Genomic DNA, 19,948 nt, shown 5'->3' on the forward strand with positions numbered 1-19,948 from the left:
TCACCGAGGGTTGGTCAGGTCGCCGTAATCCACAACGCTCTGCGGATACGGGTTGGACCAGGCTGAACAACCGCTGGCATTGCAGGCGCGCACAATCTGTACTTCCGCGCAGTAGACCGCGCCCTGAGCTTCGATTGAGCTCTCCGGACCGGAATACTCGAGCCTTCCGCCGTAGGCCATCATCTCGTAGTTGGTTGCACCCGGCATGCTGGTCCACTTCACCTCGCAGGAGATTTTGGTGGCGCGCCCTTCCTTCCATTGCGACTTGATGGAATGAATGAACTGCGGCGTACCCGGGGGCGGATTGGAAGCGACGACCACCGTGTTGGAGAAGTCACTGCAGCCAGAGATGTTGCATGCCCTTACGCGATAGGCGTAGTTGCCGAACACCAGACCATTGCGCTGCGACTGGGTCGAACCGTCGTTCTGGACCGCCGTCCAGGTTCCGCCATTGACACTCTCATCCAGCAGGTAACTGGCCGCCATGGCAACGCCCGTCCAATTCAACGTGACACTGCCCGACGAGGTTCCTGCGGGCGCACTCAGGCTGGGCGGTGCCGGTGGCCGGATCACTGAAACAACACTCGTCGCCGAGTACACGCCCCACCCCGCATCGTTGCCGGCCCGGACGCGGTAGGCATAGTTGCCGGTCCCCTTGCCACCGAATGCCTGACTGGTGCTGGCCAGTGAGGCAACCTGTGCCCATGCACCATTGTTGAAGCTCTCCTCCAGTGCATAGCGCAATGCGCCGTCGACGCTGCTCCACGCAATCGTATAGTTGCCATCGAGACTCTGCCCCGGCACGTTGAGCGAAGGTGCCGCTGCAGGCGGATAGATCACCTGGGTCCGGACAACATCTGATTCAGGACCACAGCCCGCTGGGTTACAGCCAAAGACCCGGTACCCATACGTCCCGGCCGGCTTGCCGGAGACCGCGAGACTGCGCGCCGCGCTCTCCTGCACCGTCTGCCAGGCGCCCGCTCCCACCTGCTCCTGCAGGCGATAGGTTGCCGCGCCCGCCGCTTCCGTCCAAGTAATGCTGTAGCTGCCATTGAATGCCGTTGCGGGCGCGCTTACAGCAGCCTTTGCCGCAGGAGGACGCTGCACCACGACACTGGCCGTCGCCGACCAGCCACTGCAGCTGTCCTGTTGGCAAGCGCGGACAGCATAGCCAAACGTTCCTTCCGCCTTCGCGGACGTGTTCCAGCTACGTTCGGCGCCGTTGTAGATCGTGGCCCAAGCTCCGCCAGCTGCCTGCTCTCGCAGTTCATAACGGCTGCCGTAAGACACCGCCGTCCACTGCAGTGCATAGGCACCGTTGTTGCTGAACGCGGGCGCGGTCAGGACCGGCGTAACCGGCGCGACGACCTGGATGGCCTGCGCCACCAGGCTGCCATTGAGGTGGATGTACTCGGTATTGCGGCCCTCCCGGGCATTTTCCTGCCGGCGCAGCACACCGTCGTTGCCGTACAGCGATCGAATGGTGGCACCGTCATTGGCGCCCGCCGACAGGATGCGCCGGCCATGTGCGTCGTATCGGTATCGCTCCGCGCTGGCCACACTGCGCAGGCGATTGCCGAAGTCGAAGCTGTAGCCGACGCCGTTGCGGCTGGAGAGGTTGCCCTGTGCGTCGTAGCTCAAGCCCAGAGTGGTGGCGCCTCCACTGTTCTGTACGTTGGTAAGCCGGTTATGGGTGTCGTACCAATAGACGTGATCCTTGACACCGGTCAGCGCGGCCGAACGCAGGTTGTCCACAGCATCGTAGGTGTAGCGGTACACGCCATCTCCGCCAAACGAAGGCGAGGTGGCCTGAATCAGACGATCCAGTCCGTCGTAGGCCATGGTGCGCGTGCGCTGCCCGTCCAGATTGTCGACGATACGCGCGACGTTGCCATTGGCGTCGTACTCATAGGTCGTGTCCAGCGCTCCGGCACTGTCGACCACCCGGGTAGGCAACTGGCGCTGGTTCTGCGCCATCGTGTGCACGATGCCATTGCCATAGGTGAATTGCTTCATGCCCCCATTGGCGTAGTAAGTCACCCCTGAGGCGTAGCCTCCCGCCTTGGTCGGCTGGCCCAGCGCGTTGGGCGCATAGTCAACGAAGCGCCCACTCGGATAGGTCAGGCCTGAAAGTGCGCCATTGGCGTTGTAGGCATATCCCAGCGACTGGATGCCGAGGGTACTGTCACTGGAGGTTTCGGCCGTCAACAACCCACGCTTGTTGTAGGTATAGGTGTTGATCGCCTGCGTCGTCCCCGCATCGTTTGCCGTGGTCACCGTGGCCGGCTTGCCGTCCCTTGTATACGTCCAGCCCTGGTTGCCATTCCCATCCGGGAACGCAAGTGTCGACAGCCGATTGCGCGCATCGTAGCCACGAACGATCCTGCGGGCCGCAACCGGTCCAGCATCAGCGTCGCATGCCGTGGTGCTGGAAAGGTCCAGGCCAGCTGCGCTCCAGGCAAGATTGCCCGCTGCGTCGTAACCCATCAGCGTTGCGCCGGTCTCCGGCTCCACACTCTTGCAGAGCTGCTGATGACCGTCATACACATAATTGCGGGCAATCCGGGCGCTGCCGTCCTGGTTGCGGCGCACGATCGAGCGCGGCTTGCCGAAGATGTCGCGATCGATATCGGTGAACGCGCCCGCCGGGTGAATGATCGACACCGGGGATTCCGTCGACGGCGCACCGAACGCCTGGAAAGTGGTCAGCGTCGTATTGCCCTTGGGGTCGACCACTTTCAAGCCGCCACCCGCCAGATAACTGGTCAGCGATGTCAGCAGACCGGCCTCGCTGTCGACGGACACCGAGGTCTGTCGCCCCAGCGCGTCGTAGCCGGTCCATGTACCTGTACTCAGCACAGCAGACTCGCCAGGGTGCGAGGCGAACACCTGCCGACCCGCTTCGTCGTAGGCAAACCTCTGGTAGCGCTGGGTCACGCCACGCGAGGACTCGTCATATTCCTCAGTCAGCAGCGGACGCCAGAAGGCATCGAAATAGACGTTGCGCCGCGCGTTTCCGGTTGCGACGGTCTGCCGCCAATGACCCGCTCCGATACCGTACTCGTCGCCGTTGATGGCGGTGAAACTCTGTGTCGTACGTGCCCAAGCCACACTGTCGCCCGCCGGCCAGTCGATGGTGGCCATGCGTCCCATTGCGTCATAGCCGTACTGGGTGGTTGCACCGTTCTCATCGGTAACGCTGCTGACCCAGCCATTGTCGTCCACCACCGCCGACTGCACAGCGCCGTCGGCAAACTGGATCTGCTGCGGCGTGCCGCGCTTCCAGCCGGAAAGCGTAGTGCGATTGCCACGACCGTCATCCACCATGGCCACGGTTCCGTCAGGGTTGTAGCCCAGTACCTGCTTCAACAACCCATACGAACGCACTTCCGTGGGCCGCATCAGGCCATCGAACGTCGTCTGCTCGACCACCACGCCGGTATTCTCGTTGGTGACCTTCGCGATCGCGCCCAGAATCCATCTGCTTCGGTCGTCCGCATACTGAGTGGCATCGGTGCGGCCGCCCAAAGGACTGGCGCTATTGACACGCAACGGGCGAGCCAGATCATCGAACAACAATATGCTGGTCTGGTAGGTCACGCCATCCTGCTGGATGGCCTCGGCCACGACCGGCCGCACCTGAGCTGTGCTCGGCTCGTCGCCACTGTAGATCATCCCGTGAAGCGGGGCGAATGGCTGTGATTTCACTTCGTCTTCGGTCATGTAGACCGAGGTGCTGCTCTTGACCACATTCCCGGCCGCGTCAATGACGCTGCTACCCAGCAGCCGCCCTTCATTCAGCGCGTACTGCGAGCCATAGCGGTAGGCCGTGCGGGTTCCGTCGGGATTTGAGATCGTGACCTGCTTTTCCTTCTTGCAGGTCGTGCAGGGGTAGATGGCTGCACCGCCCACGCCGCCCCAGAGCGGCTCGTAGCCGCTGCCATAGTCATAGCTCCACTGCAGCACCTTCGGCAGGCCCGGTCCCCAGATCTTCTTGGCTCTCAGCGAGACTACGTCGTAGAAAAACGGGGTGACGATTTCGTAGTAGTACGCCGACTGTGCGATCCGGCGGATGCACTCGCTGGCATGGACGCCACTGCGGTACTGGCGACCATTCGAAAACTGGAACTCACCCATCGCACCGGACGGATGCTTGATGGTCATGACCAGCGTACCGTCACGCTCCGGCGGCTGCTCCTGACAGGTCTCGTTGCTGTTGCCGTCCCAGTTCACCTTCTCCCAGGCGCGCAGCGCGCTGGAGTAGGCGTAGGACCAAGTGCTTCCATCGGGCTGGGTAACTGCGGTGAGGCGGTTCTGGCCTTCGACCTGACCGTAGCCATAGTTCCAGGTACGGCCCGCGGCAGTCACCGACACCAGAAGCGTGCCGCTGTAGGCCAGCGTGATCTCGCGGCCATCGCTGGACCAGATCCGGGTCGGGTGACCGTTGCCGTTGTACTCGTACTGTACCCAGTTGCCCGACCGGTCCTCTACACGGCTGGCCATGAGGTAGATGCGCGTGCGAGCGATCTTGGTCCTGTCTCCTTCGCCGCCCGAGCGCTCCAGCGTGCCGCCAAAGCGCGTGAACGCGGTATCGAAGAAGTACGACTCGCCCGAGGTGGTCCTGACCCGATAGCCCTCGCCAGCCAGACCCGACTTCATTGGAATACAGTCGATGGCATCGCGATGCGAGGTGCTCCACTTGCGTGCAACGCCGTCTGTCGGCATCGGCGTGTTGTTCCAGGCCCCCAACATGGTGCGATCACCACCACCCGGGACATGGATCATGTTGCCCTGCCAGACTTCGTTGAGCCGGAAGGAAATGGGCCACTGAGGCACCATGTCGCCACTGCAACGATTGTTCAGCCAGGCGCTCGCGCCGGGGAACATGCCGGTGATGTACGGCGTGTCGACCTCCCAGCCGCCCACACCATCGAGACTGGCGTTGAAGCTGCCACTCCCGACCAGGTCCATCTCGACACTGAACCGGCGCCGCATCTGCACCGGCAGGGCGTTGTTGCCTGGCAGGCTGACGTCGGTGACGGCAAACTCAGTCTTGCCGTTGTAGAGGCTGACGCTCTCGCCGAAAAGATCATCCTTCAGCGCCGTCAGGTTCTGGGCGGACTCAATGAGCTTGCGGTATTCCTGGTAGGGCTCGACTGCCGAGACCGAACCTGCGACCACGCACAGCGTCAGTGCCGTAGCAACACGGCACTGCCAAGCAGCAACTCGCTTCACAATTTTCCCCTCGCGTCCGCATGCGTAGCCGCGCCAGGACGGCGCGACGTTGCTTCCATGCGACTCTCTCGTTCCTGATTCTAGGCGAGCGCTGCGAACAGATGGAAGGGGTCGTCAACGGCAATCATCTGGCACTTGCACGCGACCATTGAATTGCTTAATGCACCCACGCATGGCGTGGATCTACCGGTACGCCTGCACCTGCTTCCTCAGCAGATGCGGCACGATCAGCCGATGCACGGGTGCAACCGGCAGCATGTACACGCGCCCGAACGCGTTGTGCGTATGGACCACCGTCGCCACTTCCAGCACATCGCCCTGCCACTGCAGGGCCAGCTGCACACGCAGGTGGCGGTCGTCGTCTTCCAGCACGATGGCATCGTCATCCAGCGACTGCAGGGTGAAGATGCCCAGCCGTTGCCCCGGACGCGGCTGCGCGATGTCCTGTACCGCACGCAACGAGCCCAGGTGCTTCATGCCGAGCAGGCGCATGCCGCGATTGCGCAGTGCCATCAGCCCATCGAACCAGCCGGGAATGGTCGCCGCCATGTCGCGATAGGCCTGCAAGGCCGAGCGCCCATCACGACGGGTCGTCGCCTGGCAGGCGTGCACGAAGTCGGCGCCAGCCAGCTGTGGGCGCAGGATGCTGCCTGCACTCGGCGGGCCGGTCACCACCTGCGTACGGCTCACGGCTTCGGCCCCTGCCCCTCGTTGTCTTCCCAATGCAGGATGCGGCGGGTGACGAAGCGGTAGACCGGCTTGCCGGTGGCGAACCACAGCTCGCGCACCCAGGAGGTGCGCTTGAGCACCCGCTTTTCCACCGGGGTGAGCGACTCGCGGCAGTACATGCGCTTGTGCTTGAGCAGGTGGCGCAGGTCCTCACGGGCCAGCAGGCGCATCCAGCGCGAGCGCGGGTTGCCGATCACCGCCAGCTGGAAGTCGATCAGCGCCGGGCGGCCATCGTCGGTGACCAGCCAGTTGGCTTCCTTGGCCAGATCGTTGTGGGCCACGCCATTGCGATGCAGCTGCTGCAGCAGACGACGCGCGGCGCGGAACCAGGCCAGGTCACCGCGAGGCGGACGCTGGTACATGGCGTCGCCGGCCATGAAGCTGCGGTCGAGATGACGTCCATCCCACGCCAGCAGCTGCGGCACATCGGCCATGCCGTGGATGTGGCGCAGTGCGCGTGCTTCACGGCGGGCCAGCCACCAGGCCGGCAGCCGCAACCACAGTGGTGTGGCGCCCAGATCACGGCGTACAAAGGAGCCGGCCGGCCCTTCCACAAGGAGGATGCGACCGAAGCTGTCGGCCTTCAGGGCGTGCGAGGGCGTGTCTGACGAATGCGGCATGTGCGCATTCTAGGCGAAGGCGCCCGTTGCAAACGGTCACCAAGCGGCTGGGAACCAGTCACCTTCACGCCCCTATAATCGGGCAATGGACTCTTCATGGATCGACGCCACCCTCGCGTGGATTGCCGCTCACCCCGTGCTGGCGGGTGCCGTTATCTTCCTCATCGCCTTCTGCGATGCGGTGATCATTCTCGGCGCCATCGTGCCGGCCCTGCCGCTGCTGTTCGCGGTGGGCGTGTTCATCGGGCTGGGCCAGATCTCCGGGCCGTATGCGGTGGCGGCAGCCGCACTGGGCGCATTCGCCGGTGATGGCATCAGTTACTGGATCGGGCGCCGCTGGGGTGACCGCCTGCGTGGCGTGTGGCCCTTCAGCCGTTACCCGCAGCTGCTCGACCGCGGCGAAAACCTGTTCCGCCGCAATGCCTTCAAGAGCATCCTGGTAGCACGCTACGTGGGCGCGATCCGGCCGTTCGTGCCGGCCATCGCCGGCATGATGAAAATGCCGGCCAGCCGCTACATGCAGGCCAGTGGCATCGCCAGCATTTCGTGGGCGGTGCTGTTCCTGGCACCGGGCTGGGTGCTCGGCGAGGCCTATGACGCGGTGGCCGCCGTCGCAGGGCGACTGGTGGTGGTGGTCGGCCTGCTGGCAGTGATCCTCGGCCTGGTCTGGGCCATCGTGCTGTACGGCTACCGCTGGTCGGCCGCGCGCATGGACAACTGGCTGGCGCGGCTGCTGGACTGGTCCAACCGACACCCGACGCTGGGCCGCTACACCGTCGGTGTGCTGGACCCGAAGCGCCGCGAGTCGGTGCCGCTGGCGATGCTGGCGCTGATGCTGCTGGTGCTGGGCTGGGGCTGGTTCGCGCTGCTGACCGTGGTGGTCGCCCATGGCGAGCCGCTGGCGATCGACCTGCTGGTGCACCAGGCCATGCTGGCGCTGCGCAATCCGCTGGCCGATTACCCGATGGCCGCGCTGGCATCGCTGGGCGCCTGGCAGGTGTTGTTGCCGGCCACCGCTGCAGCGATGGGCTACCTGATCTGGCGCCGCCGCTGGATGGCAGCCGCGCACTGGCTGGCCGCGCTTGCCTTCGGCCTGGCGTTGACCATGCTGCTCGGCGCAACGGTGGATGTGGTGCGACCGGTCGATGCCAGCAGTGGCTTTGGCTTCCCGTCGGTGTCGGTGACCATGGCCACCATCACCTTCGGCTTCTTCGCGGTGCTGATCGCCCGCGAGATGCCTGGCCGCACCCGTGTCTGGCCGTACCTGGTGTCGGGCATCGTGGTCAGCCTGATCGGCTTCTCGCGCCTGTACCTGGGCGCGCACTGGCTGAGCGATGTGATCGGCGGCATGCTGTTCGGCACGTTCTGGCTGCTGGTGCTGGGCATCGCCTACCGCCGCCGCTTCAACCGCTCGTTCTGGGTGAAGCCGGTGGCGTGGCTGTTCTACGGTGTCTTCGCCGTGGCGGCGATGTGGTACGCGCCGCGCCACATTCCGGTGAAGCTGGAACGCTTCGAGCCGACCCTGCCGGCGGCGCAGGCGATGGACATGCAGGCCTGGTGGCAGCACGACTGGGCGACACTGCCGGCGCGCCGCAACGAGTTCGACGACGACCAGCGCTGGCCGCTGGACGTGCAGGTGGCGGGCCCGCTGGCCCCGCTGCAGGCGCAGCTGGAAGCACGCGGCTGGAAGCGGCAGGAACAGGCCGGCTGGCAGGAGGCGCTGCTGATGCTGGACAAGAACACGGGTGCCGACGAACTGCCGGTGCTGCCAGCCACGCTGGACACGCGCGTGGAAGCGCTGTTGATGGTGCGCCCGGGTACACACCGCGATGAGCGCTATGTACTGCGCCTGTGGCCAGCCCCTGCGCAGTTGCAACCGGGCAATACGCCGCTATGGCTGGGCAGTGCGCAGACCCTGCGCTACGAGCGTCATTTCGAGTGGATCGGCATGTGGCACCCGCTGCGTGGCGTCGACCCGGCGCTCAACGCAGTGAAGGACGCCGTGCAGGACCTGCCGCAGCGCGAGGATGTGCACAGCGAAACCGGGTTGCCGGTGCTGCGGTTGAAGACCACGGCGCCCTGACCGGCACCGGTGCGCGATCACCCACTGTAGAGCCGAGCCCATGCTCGGCTGCTCTTCGCGGGAACCATCAAGCCGAGCATAGGCTCGGCTCTACAGTAGATCCACGCCGTGCGTGGATGGCATTCCACGCATGCCCCAGCGTGTGCACCAAGGTGCACACCCACCCAAGGCAGGCTGCTACGGCATCCAGCCCAGCAACTGCTGCAATCGCTGGTGCGGGTCGTCCATCTGCAGCAGCTGCAGGCGCTGCTGCTCGCTCAGCGGCAACAGCTCGGCCAGCCGCCAGCCGACCCAGCTGGCCTGGTCCAGCAACGCCGGGTTGGCCGGCGCATAAGCCTCGCCGGCCTGTTCGATGATGTGCCCCAGCACCGTGGCCAGCAGCGCGTGCTGTGGTCGCAGTTCGTCGTCCGGGTCTTCCTCGCACCAGCGCACGTCGGCCACCACCAGGCCGTTGTCGCGCACGCGGGTACGCTCCACATGGAAACGGCGGGTGCCGCGCAGGCGAAGCTGCAGCACGCCATCGGCACCGACATCGAAGTCTTCGATGCGCACCTGCACACCGTAGGCCGCCGGCGTCGCCGGTGCGCCGACTTCCTCGCCATCGAGGATCAGGCAGACACCGAACCCCTCACCACTGCGGCCGCTGTCGCGGACCAGGTCCAGATAGCGGCGCTCGAAAACACGCAGGCCCACCGCCGCACCCGGCACCAGCGTGGTGTGCAGCGGAAACAGCGGCAGCGGGCTGTCGACGCTCATCGGGCCTGCAACGCGGCGAGGAAGCGGCGCGGGGCGCCGTCGAAGCCACCGTTGGACATGAACACCACGTGGTCGCCGCTACGCACGCTGGACTGCAGCTGCGCCAGCAATGCGTCGGTATCCGGCACCGCGTGGGCGTCACCACGTACCGCAGCGATCACCGCAGCGGCATCCCAGGCCAGTTCCGGGCGATGCAGGAACACCACTTCATCAGCCAGCGCCAGCGACGGTGCCAGTGCCTGCGCATGTGCGCCCAACCGCATCGAGTTGCTGCGCGGTTCCATCGCAACCACGATGCGCGCATCGCCGACCCTGGCACGCAGGCCTTCCAGCGTGGTGGCGATCGCGGTGGGGTGATGGGCGAAATCGTCGTAGACGGTGATGCCGCCATGGCTGCCGATCACTTCCATGCGGCGCTTGACGCTGCGGAAGCGCGCCAGCGCCGGGATCACCGTGGCCGGCGCCACGCCCACTGCATGCGCAGCGGCCAGCGCGGCCAGCCCGTTGAGCACGTTGTGGCGGCCCAGCAGCGACCACTGCACGTCGCCCAGCGCCTGCCCACGATGGTGCACGCGGAACGCGCTGCCATCAGCGGCCAGCAGCTCGGCATGCCACTCCAGCGACGGATCGAAACCAAACCGCTCGACCGGGGTCCAGCAGCCCATCGCCAGCACTTCGGCCAGGTGCTGATCATCGCCGTTGACGATCAGGCGGCCACGCGCCGGCACCGTGCGCACCAGGTGATGGAACTGGCGCTGGATCGACGCCACGTCCGGGAAGATGTCGGCGTGGTCGTATTCAAGATTGTTGAGGATGGCCACCAGCGGCCGGTAGTGCACGAACTTGCTGCGCTTGTCGAAGAAGGCCGTGTCGTACTCATCGGCTTCGACCACGAACTCGCGGCCCTGGCCCAGGCGCGCGGAGACTCCGAAATCCTCGGCGACGCCGCCGATCAGGAAGCCGGGCGAGCGCCCTGCACTTTCCAGCAGCCAGGTGAGGATGGTGGTGGTGGTGGTCTTGCCATGGGTACCGGCCACGGCCAGCGTGTCGCGGCCCGGCAGCACCTGCTCGGACAGCCACTGCGCACCGGATATATAGCGCTGGCCGGCATCGAGCACGGCTTCCACGGCGGCATTGCCGCGCGACAGCGCGTTGCCGATCACCACCTCGTCGGTGCCGGCCGGCACGCTGTCGGCACGGTAGCCCTGGTCCAGGGTGATGCCCAGCTGTTCGAGCTGGGTCGACATCGGCGGGTAGATGGCCTGGTCGCTGCCGCTGACGGAATGCCCGAGTTCCCGCGCCAGGGCGGCCACGCCGCCCATGAAGGTGCCGGCAATTGCAAGGATATGTACGCTGCTCATGACCGAGGATTGTGACCGATGACGGCTGTATAGGGCCAATGTCCGCTATCGGGTAAGACAACCCCTACACGGGATGTGAGAAAACTCCAATCAGCTGTCAGGGAATTCCCGATAGCGATGTTCTGTGAACCCGGACACAATTCGAACTGCCAGCCGCAGTACCCGAACCGGTCCTACTCCCCAAGAGGCCATCCCCAAGGGAGCTCATGCTGCGGGGCCCTGAGCAAGCCCTTCGCTGGCGCCTGTCAAACGACACAGGCCTGATCCTCGCGGACCAGGCCTGTGTTTTTTTGCGCCCGGGGAGCCGGCAATTCGCGCCGGCCCGGCCGGATCAGGCCTTGATCGCCGCCAGGATGCGGGCTTCGATCTCGTCCAGCTCACCGACGCCATCGACGCGGGCCAGGGTGCCACGGCCGGCGTAGAAATCGACCACCGGGGCGGTCTGCTCGTTGTAGACCTGCAGGCGCTGGCGCACCGCTTCCGGATTGTCATCGGCGCGGCCCTGCTCCTTGGCACGACCGGCGATGCGATCCACCAGCAGCTCGGTGGCCACGTCCAGCTGCACCACGGCGTCCAGCGGCTGGCCGATCTTGGCCAGCAGGCCGTCCATCGCATTGGCCTGGGCCACGTTGCGCGGGTAGCCATCGAGGATGAAGCCCTTGGCGACATCAGCCTGGGTCAGGCGCGACTCCAGCATGCCCAGCAGGATGTCGTCCGACACCAGGTTGCCGGCATCCATCACCGTCTTGGCCTGCTTGCCCAGCTCGGTGCCGGCGGCGATTTCCGCGCGCAGCATGTCACCGGTCGAAATGTGGGCGATGCCCAGCTTTTCCTTCAGGCGCGTCGCCTGTGTCCCCTTGCCCGAACCGGGCGGTCCCAACAGAACCAATCGCATTGACCTGACTCCAACGTGTTGAAAACAAAGAAGGTTCGCGTCCCGGACGGTCCGGTATCGCTGCACCGCAATAGCGCCACTTTACCGCATCCGGGTAATGTCCCTGCAATGTCCCCTCCCCCGAGCAGGTAGAAGCATGCGCAACGGTACTCTCCTTTATGCCCAGTCCGGCGGTGTCACCGCCGTCATCAACGCCACGGCGGCGGCGGTGATCGAGCAGGCGCGGGCCAAGGGCATCAAGGTCCTGGCCGCCCGCAACGGCATCCTCGGCGCCCTGCGCGAGGAGCTGATCGACACCAGCAAGGAGAGTGCCGCGGCCATCCGCGCGCTGGCCCATACCCCGGGCGGTGCCTTCGGCTCGTGCCGGGTCAAGCTGAAATCGCTGGACGCCGACCGCGCCCGCTACGACCGCCTGCTGGAGGTGCTGCGCGCGCACGACGTGCGCTGGTTCCTCTACAACGGCGGCAACGACTCGGCCGATACCGCGCTGAAGGTCTCGCAGCTGGCCAAGGCCTCCGGCTACGACCTGACCTGCATTGGCGTGCCCAAGACCATCGACAACGATCTGGCGGTGACCGACACCTGCCCCGGCTTCGGCTCGGCGGCCAAGTACACCGCCGTCTCGGTGCGCGAGGCGGCGCTGGACGTTGCGGCGATGGCCGAGACCTCCACCCGCGTCTTCATCTACGAGGCGATGGGCCGCCACGCCGGCTGGCTGGTCGCGGCCGCCGGCCTGGCTGGCAACGGTGATGACGAAGCACCGCACATCATCCTGCTGCCCGAGCGCGCCTACGACGAGGCCGCATTCCTGGCCAAGGTGAAGGCCGTGGTCGAGCGCGTCGGCTACTGCGTGGTGGTGGCGTCGGAAGGTATCGCGACCGCCGATGGCCGCTTCGTCGCCGACGCAGGCGGCGGCAAGGACTCGTTCGGTCACTCGCAGCTGGGCGGCGTGGCCGCGCACCTTGCTGCACGGGTCAAGGACCAGCTGGGCCTGAAGGTGCACTGGGCGCTGCCGGACTACCTGCAGCGCTCGGCCCGCCACCTGGCCAGCAGGACCGACTGGGAGCAGGCACAGGCGGTCGGCAAGGCCGCCGTGCAGCTGGCACTGAAGGGCCAGAACGGCGTGATGCCGGTGATCGTGCGCAGCAGCGATGCGCCCTATCGCTGGAAGATCGAAGCGGCCCCGCTGTCGAAGATCGCCAACCACGAGAAGAAGATGCCAGCCGGCTTCATCCGCCGCGATGGCTTCGGCATCACCGCCAAGGCGCGCGCCTACCTGTCGCCGCTGATCAAGGGCGAAGCGCCGCTTCCCTATGGCACCGACGGCCTGCCGAAGTACGTGACACTGAAGAACGTGGCGGTGAAGCAGAAGCTGCCGGCCTTCGAGGGCTGAAGTGTGCCTGCGTCCTGTGCGGCGCACAGGGCGCATTGCGGCGGCCGCCGAAGCGCCCCACAATCGGGCTCCGGCCCGGGGCAAAGGGGCCGCTGCAAGCAAGATTCGACGCTGCCCGGCCCTCAAGGCCCGGGCCCGTGCTGCCATTTCACAAGGACTGTAACCATGAAGCACCCGATCCTGATCGCCGCGCTGCTGTGCGGTGCTGCCGCGCCGGCCTTCGCTGCGACCTGCGAAAGCAACTTCCAGAAGAAGGGCAATCCCTTCGTCGGCACTACCTTCACTTCATCGGTCACCCATCCTGACCTGACCGTGGCCAGCGCCATCGGCCAGATGCGGGTAATCGCCAAGAACGCCAACATGGACGTCCTCAGCGAGGACGTGGAAGGCGGCTCGATGCTGATCGAAGAGCCGGAATCCATGGCCCACAAGCCGATTCCGATGATCATCAGTGCCACCTCCGAAGGCGGCCAGGGCACCGTCGGCATGGTGGTGAAGGTCAACAAGGGCGCCATCGCCCCGGCCGACGGCGTGCGCGAAGAAATGTGCAAGCTGCTCAACCAGATCAAGCCAGGCAAGGCGGGCGAACAGGCGGCCAAGGCCACTCCGCAGGCCTCGGTGGTGACCATTGCCGCCGACCGCTTCGGCTTCCAGCTGCGCAACCAGAACAAGGACAACCCGGCCGCGGTCGAGCCGCGCTACAAGGGCAAGACCTACGCCATCACCGGTCGCATCACCACCGTGCTGCGCAGTGGCGGCACCTACAACACCAGCTTCGACCTGCCCAGCGATGGCAGCATCGATTTTGAGCGTGTGGCCATTTCCTGCTCGTTCGCAGCCAACCAGGCCGCGTATGCGCTGGCCCTGCGCCCGCGCGAGAAAGTAACGCTGACCGGCGTGGTCGACAGCTACGACCAGATCGGTCGGGTGTTGTGGCTGAAGGACTGCCGCGGCAACTGACCGCTGCCGGCATGGGAAAAGGCCCGGGTGCGCAGGCGCCCGGGCCTTTTCGTTTCCCCAGCGGTTCACGCCTGGCGCACGTGCATCGCAGGATGATGGACGCCCCGCCTGGAGGTCATCATGGCACTGCGTGTTGTTCGTCTCGGCAGCCCGCGCCAACCCGGTGAGGGTCTGCGCATCGGCACCGTGCGGCGACCACCACGCGGCGTGCCCCGCAGCGAATTCGCGAAACGGGACTGGTACGACGTCTGGTTCCCGACTCTGTCACCCAGCGCGGAGCTGGTGAAACAGGCCCATGAGGCGAAGACCGCCGCCGACTGGACTGCGTTCTTCCGCCACTACAAGGCCGAGATGAAAGCGCCCGATGCCGCGCACGCGCTGGACCTGCTGGCCGCGATGTCGCAGCACAGCGACCTCAGCGTGGGCTGCTACTGCGAGGACGAAGCGCATTGCCATCGCAGGGCGTTGCGCGAGCTGCTGGTGGCGCGCGGGGCGACGCTGGCGGAGTGAGATCAGCCGGATGCCGGCCAGCGGCCGGCACTACCACCCGTGGACGACTGCGTGGGCGCAGCGCACGCATCATCTCAATTGCAGGCCTTTCCTTCCATCTGCAGCTGCGCGGCGAACATCGTCACCTGCGGAATCTGGCCGGCTGCCGCCTGCTTCTTGGCCTCTTCCAGATAGATGCGCGACTGGCCCTGCCCATCCAGCTCGACCTTGTTGCTCGACGGCAGGCGCCACACCCGCACCACCGCCTGCTGCGCCGGGCATGCCGCGTTGGGCACGCGGATCACATCGTTGAGCTTCCAGCCCTTGTCGGCACTCGGCTGTGCCTTGGTGTAGTCGACGAAGCGCGCACGTGGCTGGCACTGCTCGCTGGTACGCACGGCGGAGAAGCGGTACGGGGCGGCGGCATCGCCGGTGAACGCACCTTCCAGGCGTGCGCAGGCCTCGGGAATCTGCCGCAGCGTATGCACCGCGCCCACCGTCTGGGGTGCGCCCACGGCACGCTGCAGCTCCGGGGTTTCCGCAGCGAGTGCCGGCACGGCCGGGGCCAGGGCGGCGAGCATCAACAGGGACAGGCGCATGGGGGATCTCCATCGGGACTCCGCGCAGGCTTGCAGAGGCTGGCTTAACGGGGTGCAAAGGCCGGTGGCTCGCAAATCATGCCCTTGCCTGGCGGCGGGTCCGCGCGCATGTCGACGCGCTCATTGGCAGGGCGCCCACGGGTCATGCGGCGCGGCTCCCACGGGCCAGTCGAGCATGGCTCGACTCTACAAAGAGCGGCACGCATACTGCAGGCACCAGGGAATGCTGAACACCGCCATACGTCGGACGACCACCAAGGTCGGTACGGGTTGGTTCCAGGCTGCAGCCCGTCGTCCCCCTCGTGGTGCCGTTCATCGCCACTGGATGCCTACATCCATTCTGCGGAGGGGTCTAATGCTGGAACGTCACGGGCTGTCACTGGCGCTGGGCTGCGCCATTCTCGCGATCCTGTTCGGAATCGTCTCGGCGCGCTGGATCCTGCGCCAACCCACCGGCAATGAGCGCATGGTTGCGATCGCCACCGCGATCCAGGAAGGTGCGCGCGCCTACCTCAACCGTCAGTACCTGACCATCGGCATCGCCGGCGTGGTGCTGTTCGTGCTGGTCGGGGTGTTCCTCAGCTGGTACACCGCGATTGGTTTCGCGGTCGGTGCGGTGCTGTCCGGCGCCGCCGGCTACATCGGCATGAACGTGTCGGTGCGCGCCAACGTGCGCACCGCGGAGGCGGCGCGCCAGGGCATCAGCGCGGCGATGGACGTCGCCTTCCGCGGCGGCGCGATCACCGGCATGCTGGTGGTCGGGCTGGGCCTGCTGGGCGTGGCAGGCTACTACGCACTGCTGCTGCGCATTGGCCTGCCGATGGAGCAGGCGCTGCACGCGCTGGTCGGGCTGGCGTTCGGTTCGTCGCTGATCTCGATCTTCGCGCGGTTGGGCGGCGGCATCTTCACCAAAGGAGCCGACGTCGGCGCCGACCTGGTCGGCAAGGTCGAAGCCGGTATTCCCGAAGATGATCCGCGCAACCCGGCGGTGATCGCCGACAACGTCGGTGACAACGTCGGTGACTGCGCCGGCATGGCCGCCGACCTGTTCGAGACCTACGCGGTGACCGTGATCGCCACCATGCTGCTGGGCAGCCTGATGCTGGCCGAGGCCGGCGCCAACGCGGTGCTCTACCCGCTGGTGCTGGGCGGCGTATCGATCATCGCCTCGATCATCGGTGCGCTGTTCGTCAAGGTGAAGCCGGGCGGCTCGATCATGGGTGCGCTGTACAAGGGCGTGATCGTCTCCGGCGTGCTGGCGGCGATTGCGTTCTATCCGATCACCACCGGGCTGATGTCCGACAACGTGCATGGGCCGATGGCGCTGTATGGCTGCGCGTTGATCGGGTTGGTGCTGACCGGGCTGATCGTGTGGATCACCGAGTACTACACCGGCACCCAGTACAAGCCGGTGCAGCACGTGGCGCAGGCCTCGACCACCGGCCATGGCACCAACATCATCGCCGGCCTAGGCATTTCGATGAAGTCCACCGCGCTGCCAGTGGTGGCGGTGTGTGCGGCGATCTGGGGAGCCTTCGCGCTGGGCGGCCTGTACGGCATCGCCATCGCCGCTACCGCGATGCTGTCGATGGCCGGCATGATTGTCGCCCTCGATGCCTACGGCCCGATCACCGACAACGCCGGTGGCATCGCCGAAATGGCCGAGCTGCCCTCGGAGATCCGCGACATCACCGATCCGCTGGATGCAGTGGGCAACACCACCAAGGCAGTGACCAAGGGCTATGCGATCGGATCGGCGGCGCTGGCCGCACTGGTGCTGTTCGCCGACTACACCCACAACCTGCAGGCGGCCAATCCCGGCCAGGAGTTCCGCTTCGATCTCAGCGACCACACGGTGATCATCGGCCTGCTGATCGGCGGCCTGATTCCCTACCTGTTCGGTGCGATGGCGATGGAAGCGGTCGGCCGCGCCGCCGGTGCGGTGGTGGAGGAAGTGCGCCGCCAGTTCCGCGAGATCCCCGGCATCATGCAGGGCACCGGCAAGCCCCAGTACGACAAGGCGGTGGACATGCTGACCCGCTCGGCGATCCGCGAAATGATCGTGCCGTCATTGCTGCCGGTGGCGGTGCCGGTGGTGGTCGGCTTGCTGCTGGGGCCACGCGCGCTGGGCGGCCTGCTGATCGGCACCATCGTGACCGGCCTGTTCGTGGCCATTTCGATGACCACCGGCGGCGGTGCCTGGGACAACGCCAAGAAGTACATCGAGGATGGCCACTTCGGCGGCAAGGGCAGCGAGGCACACAAGGCGGCAGTGACCGGCGACACCGTCGGCGATCCGTACAAGGACACTGCCGGCCCGGCGATCAATCCGCTGATCAAGATCATCAACATCGTGGCGCTGCTGCTGGTGCCGCTGTTGTAGATCCGCGCCATGCGTGGATGACGGCCTCGATGGGGTCAGAGCCCTTTCCTGCGGAAAGGGATCCGACCCCACCGTCAATCACCGCCCACGCAGGAAGAACGACACCGGCACCATCACTTCCACCGGGTCGCCGGCCATTTCGGCCGGCGGCGCCGGCAGCGGGCTGGCCCGCTGCACGGTGTCCAGCGTCTCCTGGTCGAGCAACGCGAAGCCGCTGCTGCGGCCCAGCACCACCGCCGAAACCACACCGTCGCGGGCCACGGCAAAGCGCACGTAGACCACGCCCTGCTGGCGCAGCCGCTCGGCCTGGCGTGGATAGCGCCGGTGCTTCTGCAGGTGCCCGAGCAGGCGCCCTTCCCAGGTCGCCTCGGCACGACTGCGCTCACCCGCCGTGGTCTGCGGCGCGGTGTAGCGTGCGGCAGCGTCGGCGGCCACCTGCGGCGGTGCGCTGGTCTGCGCGACGTTGGCATCGGCGCTGTCCGGCGCGGGCGCTGGTTCCGGCGCTTCTGGCGGAGGCAGCTCACCCTGCGGCTGCACGGGTGCCTTGGGTTGCTCACGCACGGCTGGCGCTGGCGCCTGCTGCCGCTGCTGTTGCTGCTGCAGCGGCCCGGTGGCGACCTCGCGCGGCGGCGCCGGCGGTGCCTGCGCCATCGGCGCCAGCTCCAGCGTCAGCGCTGCCGGGGGAGCCGTTGCAGCCTGCACCGGTGCGCGCGCCACCCACCAGCAGGCCGCGCCGATCAACAGCGCGTGCACCAGCAGTACGATCGCCAGGCTGGTCGCCCAGCGCCGCAGTCCGCTCATTGCGTGCGCTGCTCCAGGCCGACCAGTGCCACCTTCAGGTAACCGGCCGCACGCAATGCATCCAGCGTGGCCATCAGTTCGCCGTAGGGCACGTGGGTATCGGCGCGAAGGAAGATACGCTGCGCGGTGTCACTGTGAGTGGCCGCCTGCAATGCAGCCGCCAGCCCGTCGCGCGCTACGGCCTGTTCGCCAACGCGAAGCGACAGATCGGCCTGCACAGTCACATACACCGGCGCCTGTTCGGGCGGCGTGTCACTGGCGCTGCTGGCCGGCAGCTGCACCGGCACCGACACGGTCGCCAGCGGTGCGGCCACCATGAAGATGATCAACAGCACCAGCATCACGTCGATGAAGGGCGTGACATTGATCTCGTGCGCTTCTTCGGGGGCATCGTCGCGGTCGGACGCGGTCCTGATCGCCATCGTCGCGCCTCAGTGCACCGCGCGCAGCGGCGCCGCAGCGGCACGCGGGACGGCACGATCAAGATCGCGCGACACCAGCTGCTGCACGGCGGCCGACAGATCGCCGAGCAGCCCCCGCAGGCCGGCCAGCACGCGGCTGAAATGGTTGTAGACCAGCACCGCGGGAATCGCCGCGACCAGGCCGAGCGCTGTCGCCAACAGGGCCTCGGCGATGCCGGGCGCAACCACCGCCAGGCTGGTGGTGTTGCTGTGGGCGATGCCGATGAAACTGTTCATGATGCCCCACACCGTACCGAACAGGCCGACGAACGGCGCCACCGCGCCGATGCTGGCGAGCGCGCCGATACCGCGCCGCTGCACGCGCGCGGTTTCCAGCTCGATGCGCTCCAGGCGCGAGGCGACGCGCTCCTTGATGCCGTCGTGGCTGTCCAGCTCCTGCGACAGGCGCAGTTCGGTGCGTGCAGCATCCAGCATCGTCAGTGCGGCGCCCTGTTGCAGGGTCGCTTCCTCGCTCTGCGTCGGCAGCTGTGCGGACTGCAGCAACAGCGCGCGTGCCGCACGCAGCTGCCGGGCCTGCCGCGCCAGCTCCCAGCCCTTGGCCAGCAGCACGGTCCAGGTGGCCAGCGACGCCAGTGCCAGCGCGATCATCACGGCCTTCACCACCACGTCGGCGGCCAGGTACATGCCCCACGGAGTCAATGCGGGGGCGGCCACAGGGGCCAGGTCAGCAGGCAGCATCGTCTCGGTTTCCATCAGCATCAGGGGTCGCTGCGCGACGGCGGGTCGCACGCGGATCATTGGCGTCGTCCACTTCCACGACCGGATGGGGCTGCAGCCGCGGCGCGGGTCGGCTGAGCACGTAGCCGGCGCTGACCGCGAAGAACAGGCCCACGCCCAGCAGCAGGCGCCACGACGGGTGCGCTCCCCAGCAGAACAGCGCAAAACCCACGGCCATGCCGGCACTGGCGAACGCCTTGCCCTTGCGCGACACCGCACCCTGCTCACGCCACAGCCGCAGTGACGGGCCGTAGCGCGGATGCGCCAGCAGGCGCTGCTCGAACTTCGGCGAGCTGCGTGCGAAGCAGCCCACGGCGAGGATCAGGAAGATGGTGGTCGGCATCACCGGCAGCAACGCGCCGATCACCCCGAGGACGACCATCAACCACCCCAGCGCGAACCAGAGCCAACGCATCAGCGCTGCATCCGCAGGCGGGCACCAGGC

At 66.6% G+C, this 19,948-nt stretch carries 16 protein-coding genes; 5 read left to right on the forward strand and 11 right to left on the reverse strand.

Features of this window, described 5'->3' with window-relative positions; translation table 11 throughout:
* The 3 genes from AC5P7I_RS02225 to AC5P7I_RS02235 form a co-directional block, all read right to left on the reverse strand.
* Positions 1–5,181: an RHS repeat domain-containing protein gene (locus AC5P7I_RS02225; protein WP_262088112.1), complete on the reverse strand. Its 5,181-nt coding sequence runs from the start codon at positions 5,179–5,181 to the stop codon at positions 1–3.
* Between the two features lie 237 nt (positions 5,182–5,418).
* Positions 5,419–5,925: a DUF2867 domain-containing protein gene (locus tag AC5P7I_RS02230; protein WP_041863783.1), complete on the reverse strand. Its 507-nt coding sequence runs from the start codon at positions 5,923–5,925 to the stop codon at positions 5,419–5,421.
* A complete protein-coding gene (locus tag AC5P7I_RS02235) occupies positions 5,922–6,584 on the reverse strand; it encodes a serine/threonine-protein kinase (RefSeq protein ID WP_014648307.1) in 663 nt (220 codons plus the stop codon). The genes AC5P7I_RS02230 and AC5P7I_RS02235 overlap by 4 nt, the downstream gene beginning before the upstream one ends.
* A gap of 85 nt (positions 6,585–6,669) precedes the next feature.
* On the opposite strand from AC5P7I_RS02235, the gene AC5P7I_RS02240 reads away from it, so the two are divergent.
* On the forward strand, positions 6,670–8,667 hold the full coding sequence (locus AC5P7I_RS02240; RefSeq protein WP_046432354.1) for a bifunctional DedA family/phosphatase PAP2 family protein: 1,998 nt from the start codon (positions 6,670–6,672) through the stop codon (positions 8,665–8,667).
* 177 nt (positions 8,668–8,844) lie between these two features.
* Here AC5P7I_RS02240 and AC5P7I_RS02245 read toward each other — a convergent pair whose 3' ends face one another.
* The 3 genes from AC5P7I_RS02245 to AC5P7I_RS02255 form a co-directional block, all read right to left on the reverse strand.
* Positions 8,845–9,423: an LON peptidase substrate-binding domain-containing protein gene (locus AC5P7I_RS02245; protein ID WP_262088113.1), complete on the reverse strand. Its 579-nt coding sequence runs from the start codon at positions 9,421–9,423 to the stop codon at positions 8,845–8,847.
* The gene (gene mpl, locus AC5P7I_RS02250; RefSeq protein ID WP_262088114.1) at positions 9,420–10,784 is read right to left on the reverse strand and encodes a UDP-N-acetylmuramate:L-alanyl-gamma-D-glutamyl-meso-diaminopimelate ligase; all 1,365 of its coding nucleotides are present in this window, start codon (positions 10,782–10,784) and stop codon (positions 9,420–9,422) included. Before mpl ends, AC5P7I_RS02245 begins: the two co-directional genes overlap by 4 nt.
* Before the next feature lie 331 nt (positions 10,785–11,115).
* Entirely contained in the window at positions 11,116–11,679 is a 564-nt protein-coding gene (locus AC5P7I_RS02255) for an adenylate kinase (RefSeq protein ID WP_032956019.1), read from the reverse strand.
* A 136-nt stretch (positions 11,680–11,815) separates the two neighbouring features.
* On the opposite strand from AC5P7I_RS02255, the gene AC5P7I_RS02260 reads away from it, so the two are divergent.
* From AC5P7I_RS02260 to AC5P7I_RS02270, 3 genes are all read left to right on the forward strand, one after another.
* On the forward strand, positions 11,816–13,072 hold the full coding sequence (locus AC5P7I_RS02260; RefSeq protein WP_262088115.1) for a 6-phosphofructokinase: 1,257 nt from the start codon (positions 11,816–11,818) through the stop codon (positions 13,070–13,072).
* A gap of 165 nt (positions 13,073–13,237) precedes the next feature.
* Complete coding sequence (locus AC5P7I_RS02265; protein WP_046432358.1) at positions 13,238–14,032, forward strand: hypothetical protein; 795 nt, start codon at positions 13,238–13,240, stop codon at positions 14,030–14,032.
* A gap of 120 nt (positions 14,033–14,152) precedes the next feature.
* Positions 14,153–14,542: a DUF488 domain-containing protein gene (locus AC5P7I_RS02270; RefSeq protein WP_014648313.1), complete on the forward strand. Its 390-nt coding sequence runs from the start codon at positions 14,153–14,155 to the stop codon at positions 14,540–14,542.
* A 74-nt stretch (positions 14,543–14,616) separates the two neighbouring features.
* Here AC5P7I_RS02270 and AC5P7I_RS02275 read toward each other — a convergent pair whose 3' ends face one another.
* The gene (locus AC5P7I_RS02275) at positions 14,617–15,120 is read right to left on the reverse strand and encodes a hypothetical protein (RefSeq protein ID WP_197621495.1); all 504 of its coding nucleotides are present in this window, start codon (positions 15,118–15,120) and stop codon (positions 14,617–14,619) included.
* Positions 15,121–15,475: 355 nt separating this feature from the next.
* Between AC5P7I_RS02275 and AC5P7I_RS02280 the strand changes: the two genes are divergently transcribed.
* Positions 15,476–17,503: a sodium-translocating pyrophosphatase gene (locus AC5P7I_RS02280; RefSeq protein ID WP_180835282.1), complete on the forward strand. Its 2,028-nt coding sequence runs from the start codon at positions 15,476–15,478 to the stop codon at positions 17,501–17,503.
* Positions 17,504–17,581: 78 nt separating this feature from the next.
* Here the strand turns inward: AC5P7I_RS02280 and AC5P7I_RS02285 are convergent, their stop codons facing one another.
* Genes AC5P7I_RS02285 through AC5P7I_RS02300 form a run of 4 tightly spaced genes read right to left on the reverse strand, consistent with a single transcriptional unit; the run spans position 17,582 to position 19,918 of the window.
* On the reverse strand, positions 17,582–18,304 hold the full coding sequence (locus tag AC5P7I_RS02285) for an energy transducer TonB (RefSeq protein ID WP_014648316.1): 723 nt from the start codon (positions 18,302–18,304) through the stop codon (positions 17,582–17,584).
* A complete protein-coding gene (gene exbD, locus AC5P7I_RS02290; protein WP_014648317.1) occupies positions 18,301–18,726 on the reverse strand; it encodes a TonB system transport protein ExbD in 426 nt (141 codons plus the stop codon). Before exbD ends, AC5P7I_RS02285 begins: the two co-directional genes overlap by 4 nt.
* Before the next feature lie 9 nt (positions 18,727–18,735).
* The gene (exbB, locus tag AC5P7I_RS02295; protein WP_014648318.1) at positions 18,736–19,464 is read right to left on the reverse strand and encodes a tonB-system energizer ExbB; all 729 of its coding nucleotides are present in this window, start codon (positions 19,462–19,464) and stop codon (positions 18,736–18,738) included.
* The gene (locus tag AC5P7I_RS02300) at positions 19,451–19,918 is read right to left on the reverse strand and encodes a YbaN family protein (RefSeq protein WP_014648319.1); all 468 of its coding nucleotides are present in this window, start codon (positions 19,916–19,918) and stop codon (positions 19,451–19,453) included. The genes exbB and AC5P7I_RS02300 overlap by 14 nt, the downstream gene beginning before the upstream one ends.
* Positions 19,919–19,948: the final 30 nt, after the last annotated feature.

It is taken from the genome of Stenotrophomonas sp. YJH_SMC_138, from assembly GCF_059369855.1.

Bases quoted from the DNA above. Each gene is read 5' to 3' on its own strand.
- AC5P7I_RS02260 (WP_262088115.1), top strand. From the start codon at position 11,816: ATGCGCAACGGTACTCTCCTTTATGCCCAGTCCGGCGGTGTCACCGCC.
- AC5P7I_RS02285 (WP_014648316.1), bottom strand. From the start codon at position 18,304: ATGAGCGGACTGCGGCGCTGGGCGACCAGCCTGGCGATCGTACTGCTG.
- AC5P7I_RS02275 (WP_197621495.1), bottom strand. From the start codon at position 15,120: ATGCGCCTGTCCCTGTTGATGCTCGCCGCCCTGGCCCCGGCCGTGCCG.
- AC5P7I_RS02265 (WP_046432358.1), top strand. From the start codon at position 13,238: ATGAAGCACCCGATCCTGATCGCCGCGCTGCTGTGCGGTGCTGCCGCG.
- AC5P7I_RS02240 (WP_046432354.1), top strand. From the start codon at position 6,670: ATGGACTCTTCATGGATCGACGCCACCCTCGCGTGGATTGCCGCTCAC.
- mpl (WP_262088114.1), bottom strand. From the start codon at position 10,784: ATGAGCAGCGTACATATCCTTGCAATTGCCGGCACCTTCATGGGCGGC.
- AC5P7I_RS02270 (WP_014648313.1), top strand. From the start codon at position 14,153: ATGGCACTGCGTGTTGTTCGTCTCGGCAGCCCGCGCCAACCCGGTGAG.
- AC5P7I_RS02245 (WP_262088113.1), bottom strand. From the start codon at position 9,423: ATGAGCGTCGACAGCCCGCTGCCGCTGTTTCCGCTGCACACCACGCTG.
- AC5P7I_RS02300 (WP_014648319.1), bottom strand. From the start codon at position 19,918: ATGCGTTGGCTCTGGTTCGCGCTGGGGTGGTTGATGGTCGTCCTCGGG.
- AC5P7I_RS02235 (WP_014648307.1), bottom strand. From the start codon at position 6,584: ATGCCGCATTCGTCAGACACGCCCTCGCACGCCCTGAAGGCCGACAGC.
- exbB (WP_014648318.1), bottom strand. From the start codon at position 19,464: ATGCTGCCTGCTGACCTGGCCCCTGTGGCCGCCCCCGCATTGACTCCG.
- exbD (WP_014648317.1), bottom strand. From the start codon at position 18,726: ATGGCGATCAGGACCGCGTCCGACCGCGACGATGCCCCCGAAGAAGCG.
- AC5P7I_RS02255 (WP_032956019.1), bottom strand. From the start codon at position 11,679: ATGCGATTGGTTCTGTTGGGACCGCCCGGTTCGGGCAAGGGGACACAG.
- AC5P7I_RS02280 (WP_180835282.1), top strand. From the start codon at position 15,476: ATGCTGGAACGTCACGGGCTGTCACTGGCGCTGGGCTGCGCCATTCTC.